The organism is Leptolyngbya sp. PL-A3, assembly GCF_039962325.1.
Classification (GTDB): Bacteria; Cyanobacteriota; Cyanobacteriia; order Elainellales; family Elainellaceae; genus Vacuolonema.
Window position 1 is genome coordinate 53,891 of record NZ_JAMPLB010000012.1, and the last position, 20,238, is coordinate 74,128.

The following is a 20,238-nucleotide window of genomic DNA, read 5'->3' on the forward strand; positions in this document are numbered from 1 at the left end:
AAACGGGGGTGCTAGGTGTCAGGAGAACCTGTCTCTCCAATTACACCAGGGAATCGGCGCGGCGCACCCATCCTTCGTATTTGTTTACGAACCACCCAAATTCATCCTAACCAGACGCACGAGGGCTGCCCTTCATCTGACGAATGAATTCTAAAGGTAGACCATCGGGGTCGGCGATAAACGTGACTTCATAGACGCGATCGCCAATCATCTGCTGTTGTGGCTCCAGTAACACCGTCAGTGGCGCTACTTGGGACGAGTCACGACTGGCCCTCTGGAACTTTGCCTGCAAATCTGCTAACCATCGAGGTAGGTCGTTGGTCTGATGACTTAGGTCAAAGGATAGATGGTAATAGCCTGTGTAATGTTCATCGCTAAAGGCATCAGCAGCAGGGCGAGGTTGAGGTACTTGTAGCAACTCAATCCGTCCGCCCAGCCCTTCCATCCAACAGGCTAGAGTCACTCCAGCGGTGAACCGCTCGTGCACCTCAAACCCCAATAATTCGTAGAAGGCGATTGCCCGGAAGATATCTGCCGTGCGAATGGAAGCATGATGCATGTGCCGCTCCCAACAAAATTAGACGCTATTCAAATAGCCGGAAGTAGGGATACCGCACCGGTGCCCCTGGCTCCTTCTCCAGATCGAAGTTGATCACATCCCAGCAGGGTTCCTCCGTTGGGTCAGGACTGAACTCGACCGGTAGGCCATACAGCCGGGGCCGGGATGGATCTGCCTGCCCCCGCCAGGGGGTACTGCGCTCTAAATACGTGCTGATTAAATCTCGATAGCGACGGGCAATGATCACGCGGGTTGCTCGATAGCCCTGGGTATAAAGGCGATCGAGGGCCTCGTGGATCTCAAAGCGGATGCCATCGGGATGAGTGTGCTGGCGATACCATTCGTTGTTCCACTGGCGCCAGTGGCGACCAGATTGGAGGTGAACCAGTTCGCCTGTTTTTGGGTTAGCCTCAAATGCACCGTGCCGCTGACAAAGGTAAGTATCCGTCAGGGTCAAAGCCGGAATGGTTTGTCGGCAGTGAGGGCATTGAATCTCTGGCCCAAATATTGGATATTGCAAGGCTGGATTCGTCATGCGATCGCTACCGGGAGGGTCTGCATGTGCCATAAATAGTGGCTTTATTATACTCCGTACGCCCAGTTGGGCAGGCTAATTCGCTGTATTTACTTCATTTTCCTCATCTAATCACACCACAGCCGGGTAATTTTTGCATCGACCCCAGGAACCTTTCCAAAAAAGGGTTTCTTATCCATTGCCAAAGACCGATTACCCATTCCTCTTCTCTCTTACAGTAATATGACAAACCATGATGTGGTGTGGCCCGCTGTAAAGCCCCGAACTTCTTGACATCACGCCGATGCAGCTCTTGCTAACGTCATTTTCGTTAGGACATTAGAAGCGAGTAGGGCAGTACTGCCACTCGTTTCTGATGTCCGAACGAACGTAACAGAGGCTGTAAATTGATACAAAGCTTTACCTTTTCAAGCTGACTCAGGAGCACATGAATGAATTACTGGAATACCCCTGATCTATCCGCCGCTGCTTTTGTCGCCTCCAATGCCACCGTAATTGGCAAGGTCACCCTCGCAGAAGGGGCTAGCATCTGGTACGGAGCCGTAGCTCGGGGAGACCTGGAACATATTCATATCGGACGAGGAACCAATGTTCAGGATGGGGCCGTTCTTCATGGCGATCCCGGCAAGCCAACGATATTGGAAGATTATGTGACCATTGGGCACCGAGCCGTCGTTCACAGCGCGCACATTGAGCGAGGCAGCTTGATTGGAATTGGGGCGATTGTATTAGACGGTGTACGGGTTGGAGCCGGGAGTATTGTTGGGGCGGGTTCGGTGGTCACCAAGGATGTACCGGCGCGATCGCTTGCTGTCGGTACACCAGCCAAAGTTGTCCGAGAAGTTTCTGAAGAAGAAGCCGCTGATTTGATCGAACACGCCCACCGCTACGAAAAGTTAGCCCGGGTTCATGCAGGGACAGGCACAGATGTCGGATTTTAGCATTTGAAGGAGTTGAGGTGCGATCGTACCTAACTCCTTCAAATGCACCTTTTCCTGTTGCCTTCTTGTCAACGGCTCCAGTTAATTGCAAAATAAAAACAAAGATGAGAATAGTATAAAAATCTTAAGGGGAGGATTCATCATGGATTGGCGCGTTCTCATTGTGCTGTTACCCGTGATTTTGGCCGGAAGCTGGGCGCTCTACAACATTGGGCAACTGGCCCTCAAGCAAGCCCAGGCCTTCATCAACCGCTCTTAGGGTATTGCCTACTGCATTCAAAAGCCGGGTTCTCATTTATGAGAACCCGGCTTTTTTAAGAGTGGTATATATGCTTAACAATAAGAAGTTCGTGGGAAATGTACCACGAACTTCTTATTGTATAAGGCTGCTCTCCCTAACGAACTGTGAGTTGGAAACGGCCCCGCCCTGAGCGATCCAGCGCGTTTGCTACCACTCGATAGGTTCCTGTATAAGGAAGAGTCAACACCAGGGTTGAATTGGTGTTCTGGGGGGAGACATCATTGTTCTGGTCGATGATCTGGTAGCGCTCATCAAAGAGCATCAGGTAGGTGTCAAACTCTCCGCTTTCCATCGTGATTGTCACCTGCTGCCCCTGGTTGCCCTGGAAGGTGTATTCCTGATAGAGGCTGCCATCTTCCTGCCAAACCGGAGAATTAGGCCCCAGCGCACCCTGCTCCTGCAGGATTAGAGAGCTGCTGGTCGTTCCGGCAGAAGGCGTTCGTCCCTGAGTTGACACTCCCAGTTGGTAGCTACCCACTTCACCCGCCAGACGGGTGTTCGCTAACACCGTGTAGATCCCACTGCGGGGTAGAGTTGTCACCAGACGGGCATTATTATTGCCACCACTGTCGTCATCCTGGCCTAGATTATCGCCATTCGGCTCCAGCAAAATGACGTAGGCATTCATGTCACTGCTCGCCATCTCAATCACAATCTGTTGTCCCTGTTGCCCCTCGAAGGTGTAGGCATCAAAATAGCTGCCATCGGAGGGCAGAACGCTGCTAGAGGTATCGAGACGCCCCTGCACAGCGGGAGCCCCGAGGGTGATGCGCTGTGCCTCACGACCGCCACCCAGGAGGGGCGATTGTTGGGCCGTACGGGGAGCGGTTCCATCGCGGACAGCTGTCAAGAAGGACTGCACACGGTCAACGGCGATCGCAAACCCAATTCCTGTATTGCCTCCCGGCCCGGTCGGAGCAAAGATGGCAGAGGTTACCCCAATCATTTCCCCATGGCTATCTAGCAGAGGACCCCCTGAGTTACCTGGGTTGATGGAAGCGTCGGTTTGTAGAAGCCCCCGGTTGGGGTCAACGCGGCTAATAATACCGATGGTTAGCGTATTTTGGAACTGACCAAAGGGGTTTCCAATAGCAAAGGCGCGCTGCCCCACCTGAACGGAGCTGTGCTCCGCCAGTTCTACGGTTGGAAGGTTGCGCTGCCCTTGCAGTTGAATAGCGGCCAGATCTAAGCCACCTTCTCCAAACGCCACAACCTCTCCAGGAACCCGACGGCCGTCGGCTAGCACGACGGTCACTTGCTGAGCCTGACTAACCACATGGGCATTGGTCAGAACCAGGCCATCTGGTGTAATAATGCTGCCGCTCCCGGTGCTATTTCCAGCCTCAATGGACACAACCGCCGGGCTGGCCTCAGCGTAAACTCGAACATTAACTTCCTCCTCGGTTTGGGCCTGGGCAGTTTGGGTCAGAAGGCGTCCTTGGGAAGTCAAGAGGCCCGGTAGATCCAGTAGGAGAGAGGCGCATAGGCCCGTAGCGAGTAAACCCGAGGAAACGTGACGGATGAGAGAATTCTTCATGCTGCGATCGCTAGCCAATTAAATACGCAATGGAAGCAGGTTCAAAAGTTAGCTTTTTTCTTATTGTGACAATGGGATTTCAGATCGTCATCCATTCCTACTGAAAAATGATCCGGATTTTTTTCCGGATCGTTATATAGCCATACGTAACCTGGATGACTTGAGTTTGAGCCAAGAGTTTTTTTGAGGGGCGCGATTAGCGCGCCCCTCGAAAAAACTCTTGACTATCCCAGATTGAGGTTGCTTAAGACAGTTTATTTCTGATAAGCCGCATGAAGCCGAGCTTTTCAGAAATAAACGTCCTCGGTTTGAGCGCCCAGCGCCATACAAATGGGTTTAAATTACTCACTCGAAAGAGCAAGAGGTTTACCCATACGATCGCACACCACAATATCCCATTGTCCCCGCCCGTTAGACTCAAAGGCAATGCGCTCTCCGTCGCCACTAATGGTTGGATAACGAACATCTGCCTCTAGAGTTGCTGTGAGGTTTTTCAGCGTCTGCACCTCTCGGTCATACAGGTAGATATCAGACTCCCCCTGGCGACTGCTAGCAAAGACAATGTAGCGGCCATTGGAGGAAATTCCCGGATGGGAGGCAACGCTATCGGCTGTATTCAGATTGGGGAGATCGATTAACTGACGAGCTTTCAGGTCGTAGAGAAAAACATCCTGGCTACCATTGCGATCGGAGATAAAGACGAGGTATTGGCCATTGACAAACTGCGGTTCCGTCTCGGCGTAGGGGCTATTGAGACTCTCCCCTGCCGTATCGAGGGGCAAACCAAGGAGCTGGCCCGAGCTACAACCACTGAGAAAACTGACCAGGGCGATCGCCAGCACACACACAAGCCATTTCACAGGTGAAGCACTACCAGACACATCGAGCCAATCGGTTACAACCCTCTATTGTGAGGCCAAGCAGGAAAAAACTCTCGCTTATTCGCCTTCAAGAGAACATTGATCTCGCGGGCTTAAAACGCCCACGAAACCCATCCAAATGTTACAGACGACCATCCAATACATCTAATTCGATATTAGAGCCACGATCCAATATCTGAACGTCCCATTGACCGCGAATACTCGACTCAAAGGTGATGTAGCGGCCATCCGGGCTAATACTGGGGTGACGGACCCAACCACGATATCCAGCTGTCAGCACCTGAGCTGATTGCGTGATGCGATCGTACAGCTCGACTTCGGGCCGACCGCTGCCGCTAGCAACGTACACAATGTAGCGAGCATTATTGCTCAGGCTGGGGGTTTCGGCGATCGCATCCTGTCGATTTAAGCGGGGCAACGAGATAAAGCCTTGCTCCTCCAGGTCATAGAGCAACAAGCGGCGATGGCCATCCCGATTTGAAACCAACGCTAAATAGCGGCCACTCCCACTGAGGGAAGGCTGCTCATCGGTATAAAGACTGTTTAGAACCCCAGGTTCTACAGGTTGGGGTTGATTAGAACAAGCTGACAGGGTCAGCAATAACCCTATCAGCCCCAATAAAATTCCTATACGACGCAGGACGTTATCCCGCATGGATACCCTGCTTAGTCGAAATTATTGGAATTGTCGATCTCAGAATCGCCGTAGTCCACCGGCTGATAGTCTACATAATCCGAGGAGCGATCATCGATGGGAGGGCGACGGGACGACGGCATATCGTCATCGATGGGAGGACGAGGGCGACGGGGACGGGAGGATGGCCCACGGCTACTCGAACTACGGTAGGAAGTGGAGGAGCGATCGCTGCCAAAATCATCGTCATTATCCCAGAAGCTGCGATCCTGACGAGCCGAGGGCGCAGGTGGTTCATCACCCCAATCATCAGCACGGCTAGAACGGGAAGGACGACTACTGCTGGAGGGACGACTGGAGGCAGAACGACGACGGGCCGAGCGATCGCTTCGAGATTCAATCGAACCTCGCACCGAAGGACGACGATCCTCAGAACCATAGTCTTCGGCATCAGAAGAGCGATAGTCGCGGCTGGCCCGAATGCGACGAGTCGTAGGACGCTCATCAACGGGGCTCAGTTCATCCAGCTCAGCACGATAAACGCGGCTTACCGGGCGCTCATCATCTACGAGGGGAGTATAGCGCTTGGCTTGCTCGGCAGTCGCTCCCCGCAGGCGCAGAGTCTCAAAGGCAAAAAAGCCTGCAGCTCCAGCTAGCAGAAAGTAACCAAAGGTGAGGATGGGGTCTAAACGCCATCCCTGGAAAAACAGGATGAACCCACAGAGGAGGGCAACCGCCGCCAGGGCAATGTCGTAATCCCGGGCTAATTGGGGACGAATTGAGCGCAAAAAGTACAAACCGGCTCCGCTAACAGCAAGCACAACGCCCAAAAACACCGCAGGATTAGCCCCTAGGTTTACCTGGGCCAACACCGGCTGCGTTAGCAAGCCCGATGCCACAAAATTACTCCAGTTCAGTCCGACCTCTACCATCGCCGTTCTCCGAAAACCTGTTTTAATCCTAGCGATTTATGCTCTGACTCTCCACCATATATTATGGCTAACGGAGATGAATCTGCCTTCTAGCGGCTTCATCGAGTCAGCTAACCCTGAGAGCCTACCTGTTAAAACCTGGGAAGAGTTAGCTTTTCGTGCACTATAACGACGAAAAATCAACTTTTCACCCTCCTTTTTAAGGACTCAATTATTGAGGAGGCTAGAAAATTTCACGAAAACCGCTTGACCATCTATACCAGAGTCCAGCTTGAACGTAAAGACATGTATCGTTCAAGCCCGTTTTAAGCCTGGAGATTCACGTTTTCGTACGTTGAAGGAGACCGATTGTTTTGAAAGGGTACTGATTGTCCCTTTAAAGGAATATGAAAAACAGGGAACTCCCAATATGGAAGCCCCCTGCTTACACGTTAATAAACAACCTCAGCTACCGCGCTGGATTTTGTCTTTTTGGCTGATGAAGATCAGGCCAACCGTTGCGGGAACCACAACGATGAGCACACCAGCCAGAAGGCTGTAGAAAAAGTTCATCAAAGATGGGGTCATGGGATTTGTCCTAACGTGGTCATCTCAAGTGTGTACTTATTTTATCAGGGACTTACGCTTTACTCAGTTATGTTTCAAAGCTGTCTTGAAATGTCGTGAAAGTACCGCTACGCAACCTTTTCACCATAAGCGCCCCCTGGATTGTGAATGTACTTTGCCCCTTCGTGATGAGGGGGGGGCGAAGACTATTGAGTAGGCGATCGCGATAAAATAAAGATTGAGAAACGTAACGTTCCAGGTTTACGAGTTTATGACTACCACTGCGATCGCCTCCCTGGGGTTAAGTCTGCTATTTGGGCTCATGATTTTGCTCTTTATTTTCCGCATCGTGCTGACCTGGTATCCCCAAGCAGACTTGACCAAATTGCCCTTTTCCCTAGTGGCGATTCCCACAGAACCGTTTTTGGCTCCCTCCCGCAAACTAATTCAGCCTTTAGGGGGTGTCGATATTACACCGATCGTTTGGGTGGGAATTTTTAGCCTGCTTCGAGAATTAATCGTCGGCCAGCAGGGTTTGCTGACAATGATGAATCGCTTCTAAAAATCCTAAAGCCTGACCTTGCCCGGAAGGTTGCATGCGATCTTCCGAGCAAGGTCAGGCTTTTCAACGAAAAGAGAGAGGGTGAAATCCCTCTCTCTTTTCGTTAGGCGTTACACGCAAGAGTGCGTAAACCCTGTTTGTCCTAGGATTTGCGCTGCATCATTTGCTCAACAAAGTTGGTGTAAACCTTGCCTTCGTTGAATTCCGAAGTTTCTAAAATCTTTTGGTGGAAGCCGATGGTCGTGGAAAGACCTGTAATAGCGCACTCTTGTAAAGCGCGTTTCATCCGGCGGATCGCTGCTGGGCGATCGTGCCCCCAGACAATCAGTTTGCCAATCAGCGAGTCGTAATAGGGCGGAATTTCGTAGTCTGTGTAGACGTGTGAATCCATCCGTACTCCGGGGCCACCGGGAGGAAGATAGGCACTGATACGACCAGGATTAGGCCGGAAGTTCATATCAGGATCTTCGGCGTTGATGCGGCACTCAATGGTGTGTCCGGTCAGCTTTACTTGCTCCTGAGTCAGCTGTAATTTTTCACCCTGAGCCACACGGATTTGCTCTTCAATCAGATCAATTCCGGTCACCATTTCGGTTACGGGATGTTCCACCTGAATTCGGGTATTCATCTCCATGAAATAGAAGCGCCCGCTTTGATCCAGCAGAAACTCGATGGTGCCAGCCCCGACATAGCCGATAGCCTTAGCGACCTTCACTGCGGCATCACCCATCTGCTGACGTAATTCTGGCGTCATGGCAGGGCTGGGTGACTCTTCCAATAGCTTTTGGTGGCGGCGCTGAATAGAACAGTCCCGTTCGCCCAGGTGAATTACATTGCCATAGCTATCCGCCAGAATTTGAAACTCGATGTGGCGGGGACGCTCAATGAATTTTTCTAGATACAAACCAGGGTTGCCAAAGGCTGCGTCTGCTTCACCTTGAGCTGCCAGGAAGGATTTGATCAGCTCATCTTCTGCTCGCACCAGGCGCATTCCACGACCACCGCCGCCAGCGGTGGCCTTAATCATAACGGGGTAGCCGATGGTTTGGGCGATCGCCAACGCCTCTTTCTCATCTGTTAGCAGGCCATCACTACCTGGCACCGTAGGCACACCCAAGCGATACATCGTGTCACGGGCGGTGGACTTATCGCCCATCGCTCGCATCGCATCAGGAGTCGGGCCAATGAAGGTAATCTGGTGATCGGCACAAATCTCTGCGAACCGAGCATTCTCTGCCAGGAAGCCATAACCAGGGTGGATGGCACTAACATTACGGGTCAGAGCTGCGGCAATGATATTCGGAATGTTGAGATAGCTTTTGCTGCTGGGGGGCTCACCGATGCAGACAGTTTCGTCGGCCAACTGAACGTGGAGAGCATTGCGGTCAATGGTGGAGTGTACCGCAACGGTGGCGATCCCCATCTCTTCACAGGTGCGCAGAATACGAAGGGCAATTTCTCCCCGGTTGGCAATCAGAATCTTTTCGAAACGCATCGAGAGAGCGGGTTATAGAGAATACAGTCAAGGCTTCATCCTACCATGCGGTGGAAACCGAAGCGTACATGACGCCTGTCGCGAGTGTTGTACAAAAAAAAGAACGCGGGAGCAAAGCCCCCGCGTTCTTTTCTAAAAGCGTTTACTGCAACGTAGGAATGGTGTCAGGGCTATATTCTTCCAACTCAATGGAAACTGGCGAGATTTGCCAGAAGTCCTGACAATAGTCGCGGATGGAGCGATCGCTGGAGAACTTACCCATGCGAGCGACATTCAGAATTGCCATACGTGTCCACCGCTCGGTATCCCGGAAGGCTTCGCTAATCCGATCCTGACATTCCACGTAGGATTGATAGTCAGCCATGAGCATATACTCATCGCGGTTTAGCATGCCATCAATCAGGGGTTTGAACAGGTCGCGATCGCCATGGGAAAAGAAGCCCGAGGAGATCCGATCCATCGCCAACCGCAGTTCGGCATTGTTTTCGTAGTACTCCCGTGGGTTGTAGCCCTTGGACTTCATCGCATACACTTCGGCTGCCGTCAGGCCAAACAGGAAGAAGTTATCCGCTCCGACTTCCTCACGGATTTCGATGTTTGCGCCATCTAATGTCCCCACGGTCAGTGCCCCGTTCATGGCAAACTTCATGTTGCCGGTACCCGACGCTTCTTTACCCGCAGTAGAAATTTGTTCTGATAAGTCAGCAGCGGGATAAATCCGCTGAGCAAATTTAACGCTGTAGTCCTTCAGGAAGAGGACTTTGAGGCGATCGCGCACATCGGGATCACGGTTCACCACATCCCCAATGGAGTTGATCAGCTTAATGACCAGCTTGGCAATGTAATAGCCGGGTGCAGCCTTGCCCCCAAACAGGAAGGTGCGGGGGGTGATATCGAGATCAGGGTTATTTTTCAGTCGGTTGTAGAGGGTCACGACATACAGCGCATTCAAGTGTTGGCGCTTATATTCGTGAATCCGCTTGGCCTGAATGTCGAACATGGAGTCGGGATTCAGCGTCACCCCATAATTTTCCTGAACATAGTTGGACAGATCTTGCTTGATGGCGCGCTTGATCTGACGGAACTCATGGCGGAACTCTGGCTCATCCACATAGGCTTCCAATTTCCGCAGATCGTCCAGGTTCTTGATCCAACCATCACCAATCTTGCTGGTAATCAGGTTAGTTAGGCGAGGATTGCTCGCCACCATGAAACGGCGAGGGGTGACACCGTTAGTCTTGTTGTTAAACTTCTCCGGATACATTTCAAAGAAGTCGTGCAACACATCCTGCTTCAAAAGCTCAGTGTGAAGTGCCGCTACTCCATTAATTGCCAGGCTTCCAACGCAGGCCAAATGAGCCATACGAACATAGCGTTCGCCCCCTTCCTCAATAATGGACATGCGGGTCAGCATCTCCGGGTTCTCGGGGAACTTGATCCGCACATCATCCAGGAAGTGACGATTGATTTCGTAGATAATCTCCAAGTGCCGGGGAAGCATGGTTTCAAACAGCTTCAGGGGCCAGCGCTCCAGTGCTTCAGGAAGCAAGGTGTGGTTGGTATACGCGAACGTATGGGTGGTAATGTGCCAGGCTTTGTTCCAGTCAAACCCGTGCTCGTCAATCAACAGGCGCATGAGTTCAGCGATGGAGATAGCCGGGTGCGTATCATTCAACTGCACCACAAACTTCTCGTGGAACTGCTCCAAGGGCAGCTTCTGCTGCTCCATGATGCGGATCATGTCTTGCAGAGAGCAGGACACAAAGAAAATTTGTTGGGCCAGACGCAGTTGCTTGCCCTGGGAAATGTTGTCATTGGGATAGAGTACCTTCGACAGGTTCTCCGACACCATTTTTTCCTGTACAGCCCCAACATAATCTCCAGAGTTAAAGGCTTCAAAGTCAAAGGATTCTGGTGCTTCGGCACGCCACAGGCGCAGGGTATTCGCCGTGTTTACCCGATAGCCCAAAAGCGGCGTATCGTGGGGAACTCCCAGAACCACCTGATAGGGAATCCAGCGTACACGGTAGCGTCCGTTGTCGTCGGTGTAATGCTCAGTGTGACCGCCCAACTTAACAGGAACCGCCCATTCAGGACGGGCAATTTCCCAGGGGTTTCCATACTTTAGCCATTTGTCAGTACGTTCCACCTGCCAGCCGTCGCGGATATCCTGCTCAAAGATCCCGTACTCGTAGCGAATGCCATAACCGATGGAAGGGATCTCCAGAGATGCCATGGAATCCAGGTAGCAAGCGGCCAGACGGCCCAAACCACCATTTCCCAGCCCTGGCTCCTCTTCCTGTTCCATCAGTACATCCAGGTCCAGGCCCAATTCTTCCATGGCCTGCTTGATGTCATCGTAGATGTCGAGGTTAATCAGGTTGTTGCCCAGGTGTGGTCCCATCAAAAATTCTGCGGAAAGGTAGCAGACGGTACGGGAGCCTCGTTGGGCGTAAGTGTGAGCTGTTTTGAGCCAGCGTTTGAGGAGGCGATCGCGCACCGTATAGGCCAACGCCATGTAGTAGTCGTTCTGTGTCGCGATGTCAGGAAACTTGCCCTGGATATAGAAAAGGTTGTCGAGAAAGGCCCGCTTCAAGGTTTCCACATTGAGCCCAGTGCGGTCGTCCTCAACGCGCACAGGAGGGCAAACCAGTGGAGAATCGGGTAACGTTTGCATAGCTTACTTTCCTTAGGGATCAGTCTGAAAAATCTAAACGATTGTCAACGAGCGATGGAGCTTCAAATGTGTAGGGAGATCGGGACGTTTTCAACCGAAGTCAACCTAACTGGAGTCAAGCCAATGGGATGTTTCCCATAGTACAAAATGCAACGGAAACCCAGTGAGTGAAGCAACCTGTACAACTGGAATTCCCGTCAAGGTTCAGCTCTACCTAAATAATTACAATGGAAACAGCTTCTGTCTGAATCAAAGTACCGGAAGACATACCTCTGGCATTGCTGCCTGTATTGTGCCCGACTATTTTGAATTGTCTAGAGATCCCCAAAAAATTTAAGACTTTGATCACAAGACTTCTAAACTGATCCCACTCACAAACCTTAAACCGACCAGATCATTACTCCGTTCTAGGGGTTGCAGGCTACACACGGTGTACTCAAGTAAGGGAGAAATATTAAACCATCTTTAAAATTCAGGCTTTTCGTTGCGCTAACTTCACTAGCACGATGAAAAGTCTAAATTTTAGAAATTCTGTCCTGTACTGAGCTCGTGAGCCCTAGTTCGATCCCCAAAAAATCGTGATCAAATCGAGCAATGTGCGGATTGTGCCAAACAGTCTGTGTATATATCAGTAGAGCCAAATCTTTGCAGGCTTACCCTACAGCGTTTTGAGAAGAGCCGCTTAAGGTAATAAAAAACCCCAGGTGATATAAGTCACCTGAGGCTCGGAGTTCCTGAAAATCGTCACTTGAGTTAATAATTACAGTCCCTCTCAGAAATAACAAGAGGGGCATGACCCATCATTTAGGAAACAGAGAAAATAGGCCCGATGCATCGAGCGTCCTTCTCGTAGCTCTACGTCTCCAAAATTTTGTAGCAAGTATTACTAAAAGGACTTGCGCAACATCAGTAGACCTCCTGCATGAATCCGTTTTTGAGGACGTGAATCGTTGCGTAGCGATGGCTACGCAACGATTCACGTAGGAAGTCTACAGAGTCAGCTCAAGTGCCTTTTTATTGGTTACCGCGTGCTTCACTCCGCACCCAATGCAACTTGGTAAGTCCTGAAAACGACAAAAGCGTTGATTTTTAGCAAAAATCAACGCTTTTATCTTCATATTGGCTGACTTATTGCATCATCAGCTCAGCCACCAATTTATCCTCCTGACTTGATCCCCGCTTTTGAATGGGAATATAAGGGATATCGTGGAGCCCGGTATAAATTTGAGTGGGTCGAAAAATGCGGTTTTCTTCCAATTGCTCTTTCCAGTGGGCCAGCCAACCAGCGACTCGGGCGATCGCAAACACGGGAGTATACAGATCCGTTGGGATCCCCAGCTTCCGGTACACCAGCCCTGAGTAGAAGTCTACGTTGGGGTAAATACCCTTGTGGCCCAGCTTTTCAGCAACCACCCGTTCCAATTCGACCGCGATGTCGTAGTACTCATCGTGGCCAAACTTTTCAAACATCTGCTCTGCCAGCTCTTGCAGAATGGTCGCACGGGGGTCTTTGACTTTATAAACCCGGTGGCCGAAGCCCATAATCCGTGCTTTTTGCTCTAGGCACTTGTCCACAAAGGGCTGCACATTCTCGACAGAACCAATCTCTTCTAACATCAGGATCACTTCCTCGCTGGCTCCCCCGTGAAGTGGGCCAGCCAGCGTGCCTACCGCTGAAGCGACCACAGCGTAAGGGTCAGTCAAAGTGGAGGCCGTCACCATCGCCGAGAAAGTAGAGGCGTTAATGGTGTGCTCGGCGTGGAGAATGAGGCAGGTTTCAAAGATGTGGGCTTCGAGGGGATCAGGCTCTTGCTCCGTCAACATATAGAGGAAGTTGGCGGAGTAATCGAGATCATCGCGCGGTTGAATGGGGTCATTCCCCTTGCGCATCAGTTGGAATGCCGCCACCATTGTGGGGATTTTGGCCAGCAACCGTACAACCGCAGCCCGAATATAGGCAGGATCATCCAAAGCCCGCCGTGAGTAAAACAAGCCCAACGCAGCCGCACATGCCTGCAGGGCATCCATCGGGTGGCCACTTTCGGGGAAGCACTTCATCATGTCACGGATGCGGTACTTCAAGCGGCGATGGTAGCGAATCTCGTGCTCAAACTCTTCTAGTTCCTGTTGGGTGGGCAAAGTACCCCAAATCAGGAGGTAGGCCGTTTCCAGAAAGTTACTATGCTTGGCCAAATTTTCAATTCGAATGCCCTGGTACTCGAGAATACCCCGTTGTCCATCCACATAGCTAATGCAGGATTGGGTTGCGGGGACTCCTTCCAAACCCGGTCTATATTCGCAAGCAACCGTCATAGTTTCACCGTATACCCGGACTAAAGGTTAGCCAAAACCCGCGATCGCCATCCCCTTAGAAAGGCTTGACAGGCAACCCTGTGAGTCAAACGAGCGGGCTCCCGAGAGACCTTACATCCCATGGGGGCACTCCAAGCGGAACGGCCGAACACAGGATAACTCGGTCAAATTATTCTAAGGCCGACAACCCCTTTGGATGTGTTTTGTCAGCACTTTTGCTGTATTCCGCTTAAGGGATTGGACGATCGCCAAGTTACGATCTTAGCAGCTTCGGCTTGGGAAGCATGAACCTGTCATGGTTCGCAGCAATTGCTAGAAACTCAATAGCTTGCCTGCATGAGTTCGCTTTAAAGACGCGAACCCTTGCCTGGGAAAGCCATGCAAGGGGTCACATAGTGTATTGAAACGTTCCGAGGAAGCATGTTAGCAAAGCACACACGCCTACAGCGAAATTGCCTGAGTTGAGCTTGTAGCCCCTGGAGCCGTGTGGCTTTCGAGCATCGGAAGCCCCGCTTGATAGATGGGCAGGTCGAACCAGAAGGTAGTGCCCACTCCGACTTCACTAACCAGATGAACGTGACTCTGGTGCTTCTCGATGATGTTGCGAACAATGGATAGGCCCAAACCTGTTCCTTCCAGGGTGTGGACGCGATTTTCAACACGGTAGAAGCGATCGAAGATAGCGTGCTGATCTTCTGGATCAATGCCAATGCCGGTATCGGATATCTCGACTCGAACGTGGGTCGGTGTTGTCGTCCACGGTTCTTCCAAAACGTAGGCTCGAATAACTACACAGCCACCACTCCGGGTAAATTTCAGGGCGTTACCCAGAAGGTTGTTGAAGACCTGTAGCAGCAAGTCATAATTGCCCAGCACTGTGGGCAGATCGGGGGCTAACTCCTGCTGAAGTTCAATCCCCTTATCGCGAGCGTTAAGTTGATGGGTACGGAGGGTTTGATCGATGGTTTGTGCCAGATCTACCGCATCAAAGTGATAGCGCTTACCCGACTCCAGGCGGGATAGATCCAACACATCATTGACCAGGCGAGTCAGGCGATCGGTTTCACGATTCGCTGTTTCCAGAAACTCCCGTCGCTCCGATTGGTTCAAATCCTCGCCGTACTCATGCAGAGTTTCGATGAAGGATTTGATGTTGAATAGCGGAGTTCGCAATTCATGGGAAACGTTGCTGATGAACTGGCTCTTAGCCTCGTTCAGCTCGGTTTCACGGGTAATGTCTTGAACAGTGATGGCAATCCCTCGCAGGTTTTCCCGGGATTGATCGAGAACCGTTGTGAGCCAGATACGAATGGTGCGGTTAGTAGAACCAGGAATGGTGACGCACAGTTCCCAGGGTTCGCGATCGCGCGATATGTCGCACTCCTGCTTGCCTTCCGCCAATTCTGTCAGCAATTCTGACAACTTGGGTCGAAGGGGTTCGGGCAACCGCTCCAGCACCGAATGCCCCAGCACCTCCTCTCCAGCATCCCAGCCGAACAACCTGCGGGCCGTTGGGTTAACCAGCACGATGTGGAGATTGCGATCGAGCAATACTGCACCATCCGCGATGGTGGAAACCAGCGTTTCTAGCTTGGCCTTCTCAGCCGTCAGCTCTTCAATATTTTGTTCCTCGTAAGTTTCCAGGCGTTCTGCCATGTCGTTGAAACTGAGGATGAGTTCCCCCAGTTCACCGCCCAAGGGCAAATCAATCCGCTGTTTGAAGTTTCCAGCAGCAATATTTTTAACACCCACCAGCAGTTCCTTGATGGGTTTGGTAATGGTGAGGGCATTGAATACGGCCCCCAAAATCACCATGACCCAGATGGAAACGAACACTGCGATCGTGACATCTCGCGTCAGGTGCGAGGAGGTGACGACCGTGGGGTTTGGGTTGGTGCCGATCGCCAATACCCCCATGTATTTGCCGTTATAGGTAATCGGTACAAAAACATCGGTCACTTCACCATCGGGGGTCAGGTGTTGGCGCACCAGTGGGAAGGGCAGATCCGGCGAAAAGTTGTCCGGGAGCTGCATCCGTCGTCGGATGGTGAGGGAGTTTTGAACTTCAGTTTGGGAGTAGGGAATGCCAAAGTAGATTTCGCCATCGGCATCGGCAAACAGCATGTAGCGCACGTTGGAGGTGCTGCTGTAAAACCGTTGGGAGAACTGGGCCAACTCAGCCAGGTTGTTTTCGCCAATTAAGGGGGTGACGTTGGTTGCCAGCAACACCCCCAGGTCGCGGCCAAAGCGGGTATCGTGAATGCGGGCATCTTGCTGAATCGAGTTGACGGCCCAGAAGGTAAGGCCGCTCATCAGCAATGACACGACCAGAGTGGCCGCAGCCATCAGTTTGGTCTGAAGGGTAAATTCAGACCACCAGTGCCGTAAAATTTCGCGCAGTTTGTTTAGCAGATCGATCAAAGCTCTTCAACCATCCCGTGGATCGGTCATAGAGATACTACTCAAATCATAAACATCTTCGGCAAGTTTTCCTAAGAAGGGGGATGTTGTCAGCAATTCTCATTTTGAAATCAGGCCCGAAAACCGCGCGCCAAAGGCGCGTGGTTTTCGGGCATCAAAGCCAAGAGTTCACGCCCTACAGGCGTGAACTCTTGGCTTTGATGCCCATACTGAGAATTGCTGGGATGTTGCAGCAGTTCTCATTTTGAACTTTAGAGCCGAGAGTTTATGCACTATGGGCACGAACTCTCGGCTCTAAAGCTCGAAAACCGTTCGCTTGAACTACTTTAGGATGCGATGGCCAATATCGCGACGGTAATAGGCACCGTCAAAGTGAATGGGTTCGAGGGCAGCATAGGCCTGGGCGATCGCCTTCTCAAAACTCTCCCCTGTCGCGGTCACCCCTAACACTCGGCCCCCATCCGTCAAGACCGTTTCGCCATCCAACCGAGTTCCGGCATGGAAGACTACAGCCCCGGTGGCTTCTGCCTCTGCAATACCCGTGATGGGGTCGCCTTTGGGATAGCTACCGGGATAGCCTTTGGCCGCTATGACAACGCAGGCAGCAGCGCCCGGATTCCATTGCAGTGGTGGAAATTCTGCCAGGCGTTGCTCAACACAGGCCAGGAATAGCTCATGCAGTGGAGTTTCGAGCAGAGGGAGCACGACCTGGGTTTCTGGATCCCCAAAACGGCAGTTAAACTCAATCACTTTTGGGTCGCCGTTGGGAGTAATCATCAGACCCGCATAGAGAATGCCCCGGTAGTCAATGCCGCGTTTTTGAAGTTGAGCGATCGCCGGTTCCAGCACCTCCCGCTGAATCCGCTCCAACAGCGCATCATCCACAACCGGAGTCGGAGCATACACCCCCATCCCACCTGTGTTTGGGCCGGTATCCCCTTCCCCGATCTGCTTGTGATCCTGCGCGGGTAACAACGGACGAATCGTTTTCCCATCCGTAATAGCCAGTACTGAGGCTTCCTGGCCTTGCAAAAATTCTTCTAATACAACCCGGTTACCTGCGTCGCCAAACTGCCCTCCAAAGGCAGATTCAATGGCAGCCTGGGCTTCCTCAACGGTCATCGCTACGGTGACGCCTTTGCCTGCCGCAAGCCCATCAGCTTTCACAACAATAGGAGCGCCGTGGGTTTGGAGGTGGGCGATCGCCCCCTCTTTTTCTTCAAAAACTGCTGCGGTCGCAGTTGGAATCCCTGCTTCCTCCATCAGTTGTTTGGCCCAGGCTTTGCTTGCCTCGATTTGGGCACCCGCTTGAGAAGGACCAAACACAGCAACACTCTGAGTTCGGAGGAAATCAGTGATGCCTTCTGCCAGAGGAACCTCTGGCCCGACAACAACCAGGTCAATGGCGGCAGTTTTCACCAGGTTGGCAATGCCGTCAAAATCGCTAACGCCGATGGGTTCATTGCGACAACGTGCAAGGGTCGCTGTGCCACCGTTGCCAGGGGCGCAGATAACTTCCGTGACTTGGGGCGATCGCAGTAACCCCCAGGCTAATGCATGCTCCCGTCCACCATTGCCTACCACCAAAACCTTCACGGCATCGACTCCATTTGCTGAAACCAAAGCATTCTATAGCGGTTCGAACCCCAACTCCAGTAGAAAGGGCACCATCCAGCAATTCTCATTTTGAATTGAAGTTTGAAAGTAGCCTGCCTTCGGCAGGCTATTTTCAAACTTCAAAGCCGAGAGTTTGCGCCCGTCGGGCGCGAACTCTCGGTTTTGAAGCCCAAAATGAGAATTGCTAGGCAGCATCCTGAGCACAGCTCATTTTCTTTACTACAGCGCATTTGAACAGAAGATATGACTGGAATGGAAACACCCGGAGGGGAATTCTACGTCCTGAAAACAGGGGCAGGGTTCTGCTGTAGGCTGTTGAGGGATAGGATTGAACAGCTCAAGCAGCAGTCGGGCTTAGTCAAACGGGAGCCATCTTACGTTCCCTTTGATGGCACCCAAACGCTTTGAGGCGGCCTAACGGGTATGGATCACACAAGAGACAACACCATGATGCGGATGCAGGAGCAAAAAGCCAGAGCCAAGCAACGATGGGCATTATTCCCTTGGGGACAGGCTCATCGGGCGTCCCGTCTAACGCTGATGCTGATGGGGTTAGTCGTGCTAACCATGACTGGACTTGTCAAACCTGCTCTGGCTCAAGAGGAGGCTGAAGAGTTTCCTCCCAATCCCTTGGAATTAACTGAGCCGGATCCACTGCTGCCGCAACCCGTAGTCGATCGCCCCTTTAGCCCGCTAGAAATTTACTTCCTACGACAAGCACTGAATCGCCTCAACCTGGAGGCTCAGGCCCAGCTGGCTGCAGGTAACAAACGTCAAGCTTTTGAAATTTGGTACCGAGAACTGCGCTTGCGGCGAGTTTTGGGCTATCAGGAAGAAGTGCCAGCCCTGGGGCGGGTGGGTGAGTACGCCTGGTCGGAAAGCGAGAACCAAGCGGTACGACTGATTACGGCTCGGCTGGAAGAAATTGAAGCAGATTTACAACTGCAACAACCCCTCAACTTCACGCTGCTGCTTTCCATCGCAGATAGCTACCGTACTCTTCGCAATTACAGTGCAGCCGTGCGTCTCTACGACCAGATTTTGGATCAGGCACGGGCCAGTGGAGACACAGCGGTAGAAGAGTCCACGCTTATGTCATTGGCCGATTTACACCTGGGCTGGTTTTACTATGCAGAAGCCGCTCAAGTCTATGAGGAGCTATTGCAGCGGGCACGGCAACGGGGCGATCGCGCTCGTGAAGAAGATATCTTGACGCAGTTAGCCTACGCCTACCAACAGGGGAGACAGTACGAGCAGGCCATTGGCATCCTGTCGCAACTGGTGGAGTGGTATAGGGAGACCGACCCCCTCAAACTACCAGAGTTGCAAATTGCCCTGGGCAATAGCTATCGTCAATCGCAGCAGCCAGCACAAGCCGCAAATCACTACCAGTCAGCCTATGCAGCCGCTTTGGCCCAGCAGCAATACGGCTATGCCAGCGATGCCTTAGAACAGTTGGCTGGCCTGTATGAGGATCTCAACCGCCCTGATGATGCTCTAGTGGTTTACCAACTATTGCAGTCTGTGCAGCTAGAGTCTTACGATCGCCTGGGCATTATGGAAGTCTTTAGCCAAATGGGGCGGATTTACCAGGAACAGGGGCAAACAGGGCGGGCCATTAGCAGCTACCAGCAAGCCCTGCGTCTTGCAGAACAAATGCGTTACCCCGGCCGTGTCCGCTATTTCAATGAGCAATTGACAGCGTTAACACGACCTTCAACCGACTCCGAGCCACCCGCAGAAACTCCTCCCTCCGAAGACGTGGCAGAGCCAGAATTGCAAGAAAACCCTCCCTTTGATGTGCCGTCATCAGATGAGGCACCGGAAGGAGATGAAGGAGAAGCGATCGCCCCTAATGATACGTCCCCTCTGGAACCCGTGCGCCCCACGCCCTTCGACCCCTTCGGCCCGCCTTAACTGGCGCACCCTAGCGAGCTCGACAGTTTAAGTTCGCCCATATTTGGTGGTGTGTGGTGATTCGCACCCTATACCACCAAACAGTTGCTTTCCGTCATAAAGTACGGTCTTACGTAACCTGAGTTCGGGTTAAGGCCATTTTCGAGTGCCGGGCGTTGTGCGGCACTTGAAAATGCTTATTTTGGCGTGCGCTTTGCGCACGCCAAAATAAGCACTGCAGCTTATCCCGAACTGAGGTTACGTAAGGTTAGGAAGGTTATTTTTTGAAAAGCCGCGCGGAGCGTAGCTTTTCAAAAAATAACCTTCCTAATTCTGAGCGATACGCGCTCAGATGGCCTGCATGAATTGTTAGGCGACTTCACCGGTTAAC

Annotated in this window: 17 protein-coding genes; 5 read left to right on the top strand and 12 right to left on the bottom strand. The window is 52.0% G+C overall.

Annotated features, from left to right (window positions below; all coding sequences use genetic code 11):
- Nucleotides 1-106: 106 nt before the first annotated feature.
- Together NDI52_RS11750 and NDI52_RS11755 are read right to left on the bottom strand one after the other, a co-directional pair.
- The gene (locus NDI52_RS11750) at nt 107-559 is read right to left on the bottom strand and encodes a VOC family protein (protein ID WP_190771539.1); all 453 of its coding nucleotides are present in this window, start codon (nt 557-559) and stop codon (nt 107-109) included.
- A gap of 25 nt (nt 560-584) precedes the next feature.
- A complete protein-coding gene (locus tag NDI52_RS11755; protein WP_190771574.1) occupies nt 585-1,094 on the bottom strand; it encodes a TIGR02652 family protein in 510 nt (169 codons plus the stop codon).
- A gap of 431 nt (nt 1,095-1,525) precedes the next feature.
- On the opposite strand from NDI52_RS11755, the gene NDI52_RS11760 reads away from it, so the two are divergent.
- Together NDI52_RS11760 and NDI52_RS11765 are read left to right on the top strand one after the other, a co-directional pair.
- Entirely contained in the window at nt 1,526-2,035 is a 510-nt protein-coding gene (locus tag NDI52_RS11760) for a gamma carbonic anhydrase family protein (protein ID WP_190771540.1), read from the top strand.
- Between the two features lie 142 nt (nt 2,036-2,177).
- The gene (locus tag NDI52_RS11765) at nt 2,178-2,294 is read left to right on the top strand and encodes a photosystem II protein Y (protein WP_190771541.1); all 117 of its coding nucleotides are present in this window, start codon (nt 2,178-2,180) and stop codon (nt 2,292-2,294) included.
- A 136-nt stretch (nt 2,295-2,430) separates the two neighbouring features.
- Here NDI52_RS11765 and NDI52_RS11770 read toward each other — a convergent pair whose 3' ends face one another.
- The 5 genes from NDI52_RS11770 to NDI52_RS11790 all read right to left on the bottom strand — a co-directional run bounded on the left by NDI52_RS11770 (nt 2,431) and on the right by NDI52_RS11790 (nt 6,887).
- Entirely contained in the window at nt 2,431-3,873 is a 1,443-nt protein-coding gene (locus tag NDI52_RS11770) for a trypsin-like peptidase domain-containing protein (RefSeq protein ID WP_190771542.1), read from the bottom strand.
- Nucleotides 3,874-4,214: 341 nt separating this feature from the next.
- Nucleotides 4,215-4,733: a PD40 domain-containing protein gene (locus tag NDI52_RS11775; RefSeq protein ID WP_190771543.1), complete on the bottom strand. Its 519-nt coding sequence runs from the start codon at nt 4,731-4,733 to the stop codon at nt 4,215-4,217.
- A 142-nt stretch (nt 4,734-4,875) separates the two neighbouring features.
- Nucleotides 4,876-5,409 (bottom strand): PD40 domain-containing protein, encoded by a 534-nt coding sequence (locus NDI52_RS11780; protein ID WP_190771544.1) that lies wholly within the window; start codon nt 5,407-5,409, stop codon nt 4,876-4,878.
- Between the two features lie 11 nt (nt 5,410-5,420).
- The gene (locus NDI52_RS11785) at nt 5,421-6,320 is read right to left on the bottom strand and encodes a Ycf66 family protein (RefSeq protein ID WP_190771545.1); all 900 of its coding nucleotides are present in this window, start codon (nt 6,318-6,320) and stop codon (nt 5,421-5,423) included.
- Nucleotides 6,321-6,764: 444 nt separating this feature from the next.
- Entirely contained in the window at nt 6,765-6,887 is a 123-nt protein-coding gene (locus NDI52_RS11790; protein WP_190771546.1) for a photosystem II reaction center X protein, read from the bottom strand.
- Between the two features lie 250 nt (nt 6,888-7,137).
- On the opposite strand from NDI52_RS11790, the gene NDI52_RS11795 reads away from it, so the two are divergent.
- Nucleotides 7,138-7,428, top strand: coding sequence for a YggT family protein (locus NDI52_RS11795; RefSeq protein ID WP_190771547.1), 291 nt, complete (start codon nt 7,138-7,140; stop codon nt 7,426-7,428).
- A 142-nt stretch (nt 7,429-7,570) separates the two neighbouring features.
- Here the strand turns inward: NDI52_RS11795 and accC are convergent, their stop codons facing one another.
- The 5 genes from accC to purD all read right to left on the bottom strand — a co-directional run bounded on the left by accC (nt 7,571) and on the right by purD (nt 17,930).
- Entirely contained in the window at nt 7,571-8,923 is a 1,353-nt protein-coding gene (gene accC / locus NDI52_RS11800; protein ID WP_190771548.1) for an acetyl-CoA carboxylase biotin carboxylase subunit, read from the bottom strand.
- A gap of 142 nt (nt 8,924-9,065) precedes the next feature.
- The gene (locus NDI52_RS11805; protein WP_190771549.1) at nt 9,066-11,600 is read right to left on the bottom strand and encodes a glycogen/starch/alpha-glucan phosphorylase; all 2,535 of its coding nucleotides are present in this window, start codon (nt 11,598-11,600) and stop codon (nt 9,066-9,068) included.
- 1,128 nt (nt 11,601-12,728) lie between these two features.
- Nucleotides 12,729-13,913, bottom strand: a complete 1,185-nt coding sequence (locus tag NDI52_RS11810; RefSeq protein ID WP_190771550.1) for a citrate synthase — start codon at nt 13,911-13,913, stop codon at nt 12,729-12,731.
- A 441-nt stretch (nt 13,914-14,354) separates the two neighbouring features.
- Nucleotides 14,355-16,334 (bottom strand): two-component system sensor histidine kinase NblS, encoded by a 1,980-nt coding sequence (gene nblS, locus NDI52_RS11815; RefSeq protein ID WP_190771551.1) that lies wholly within the window; start codon nt 16,332-16,334, stop codon nt 14,355-14,357.
- Nucleotides 16,335-16,655: 321 nt separating this feature from the next.
- Nucleotides 16,656-17,930, bottom strand: coding sequence for a phosphoribosylamine--glycine ligase (purD, locus tag NDI52_RS11820; protein WP_190771575.1), 1,275 nt, complete (start codon nt 17,928-17,930; stop codon nt 16,656-16,658).
- 264 nt (nt 17,931-18,194) lie between these two features.
- On the opposite strand from purD, the gene NDI52_RS11825 reads away from it, so the two are divergent.
- Both NDI52_RS11825 and NDI52_RS11830 read left to right on the top strand, forming a co-directional pair.
- Nucleotides 18,195-18,359 carry a hypothetical protein gene (locus NDI52_RS11825; protein WP_348256400.1) on the top strand — a complete coding sequence of 55 codons (165 nt, stop codon included), beginning with the start codon at nt 18,195-18,197 and terminating at the stop codon, nt 18,357-18,359.
- A gap of 15 nt (nt 18,360-18,374) precedes the next feature.
- Entirely contained in the window at nt 18,375-19,868 is a 1,494-nt protein-coding gene (locus tag NDI52_RS11830) for a tetratricopeptide repeat protein (RefSeq protein ID WP_190771552.1), read from the top strand.
- Nucleotides 19,869-20,238: the final 370 nt, after the last annotated feature.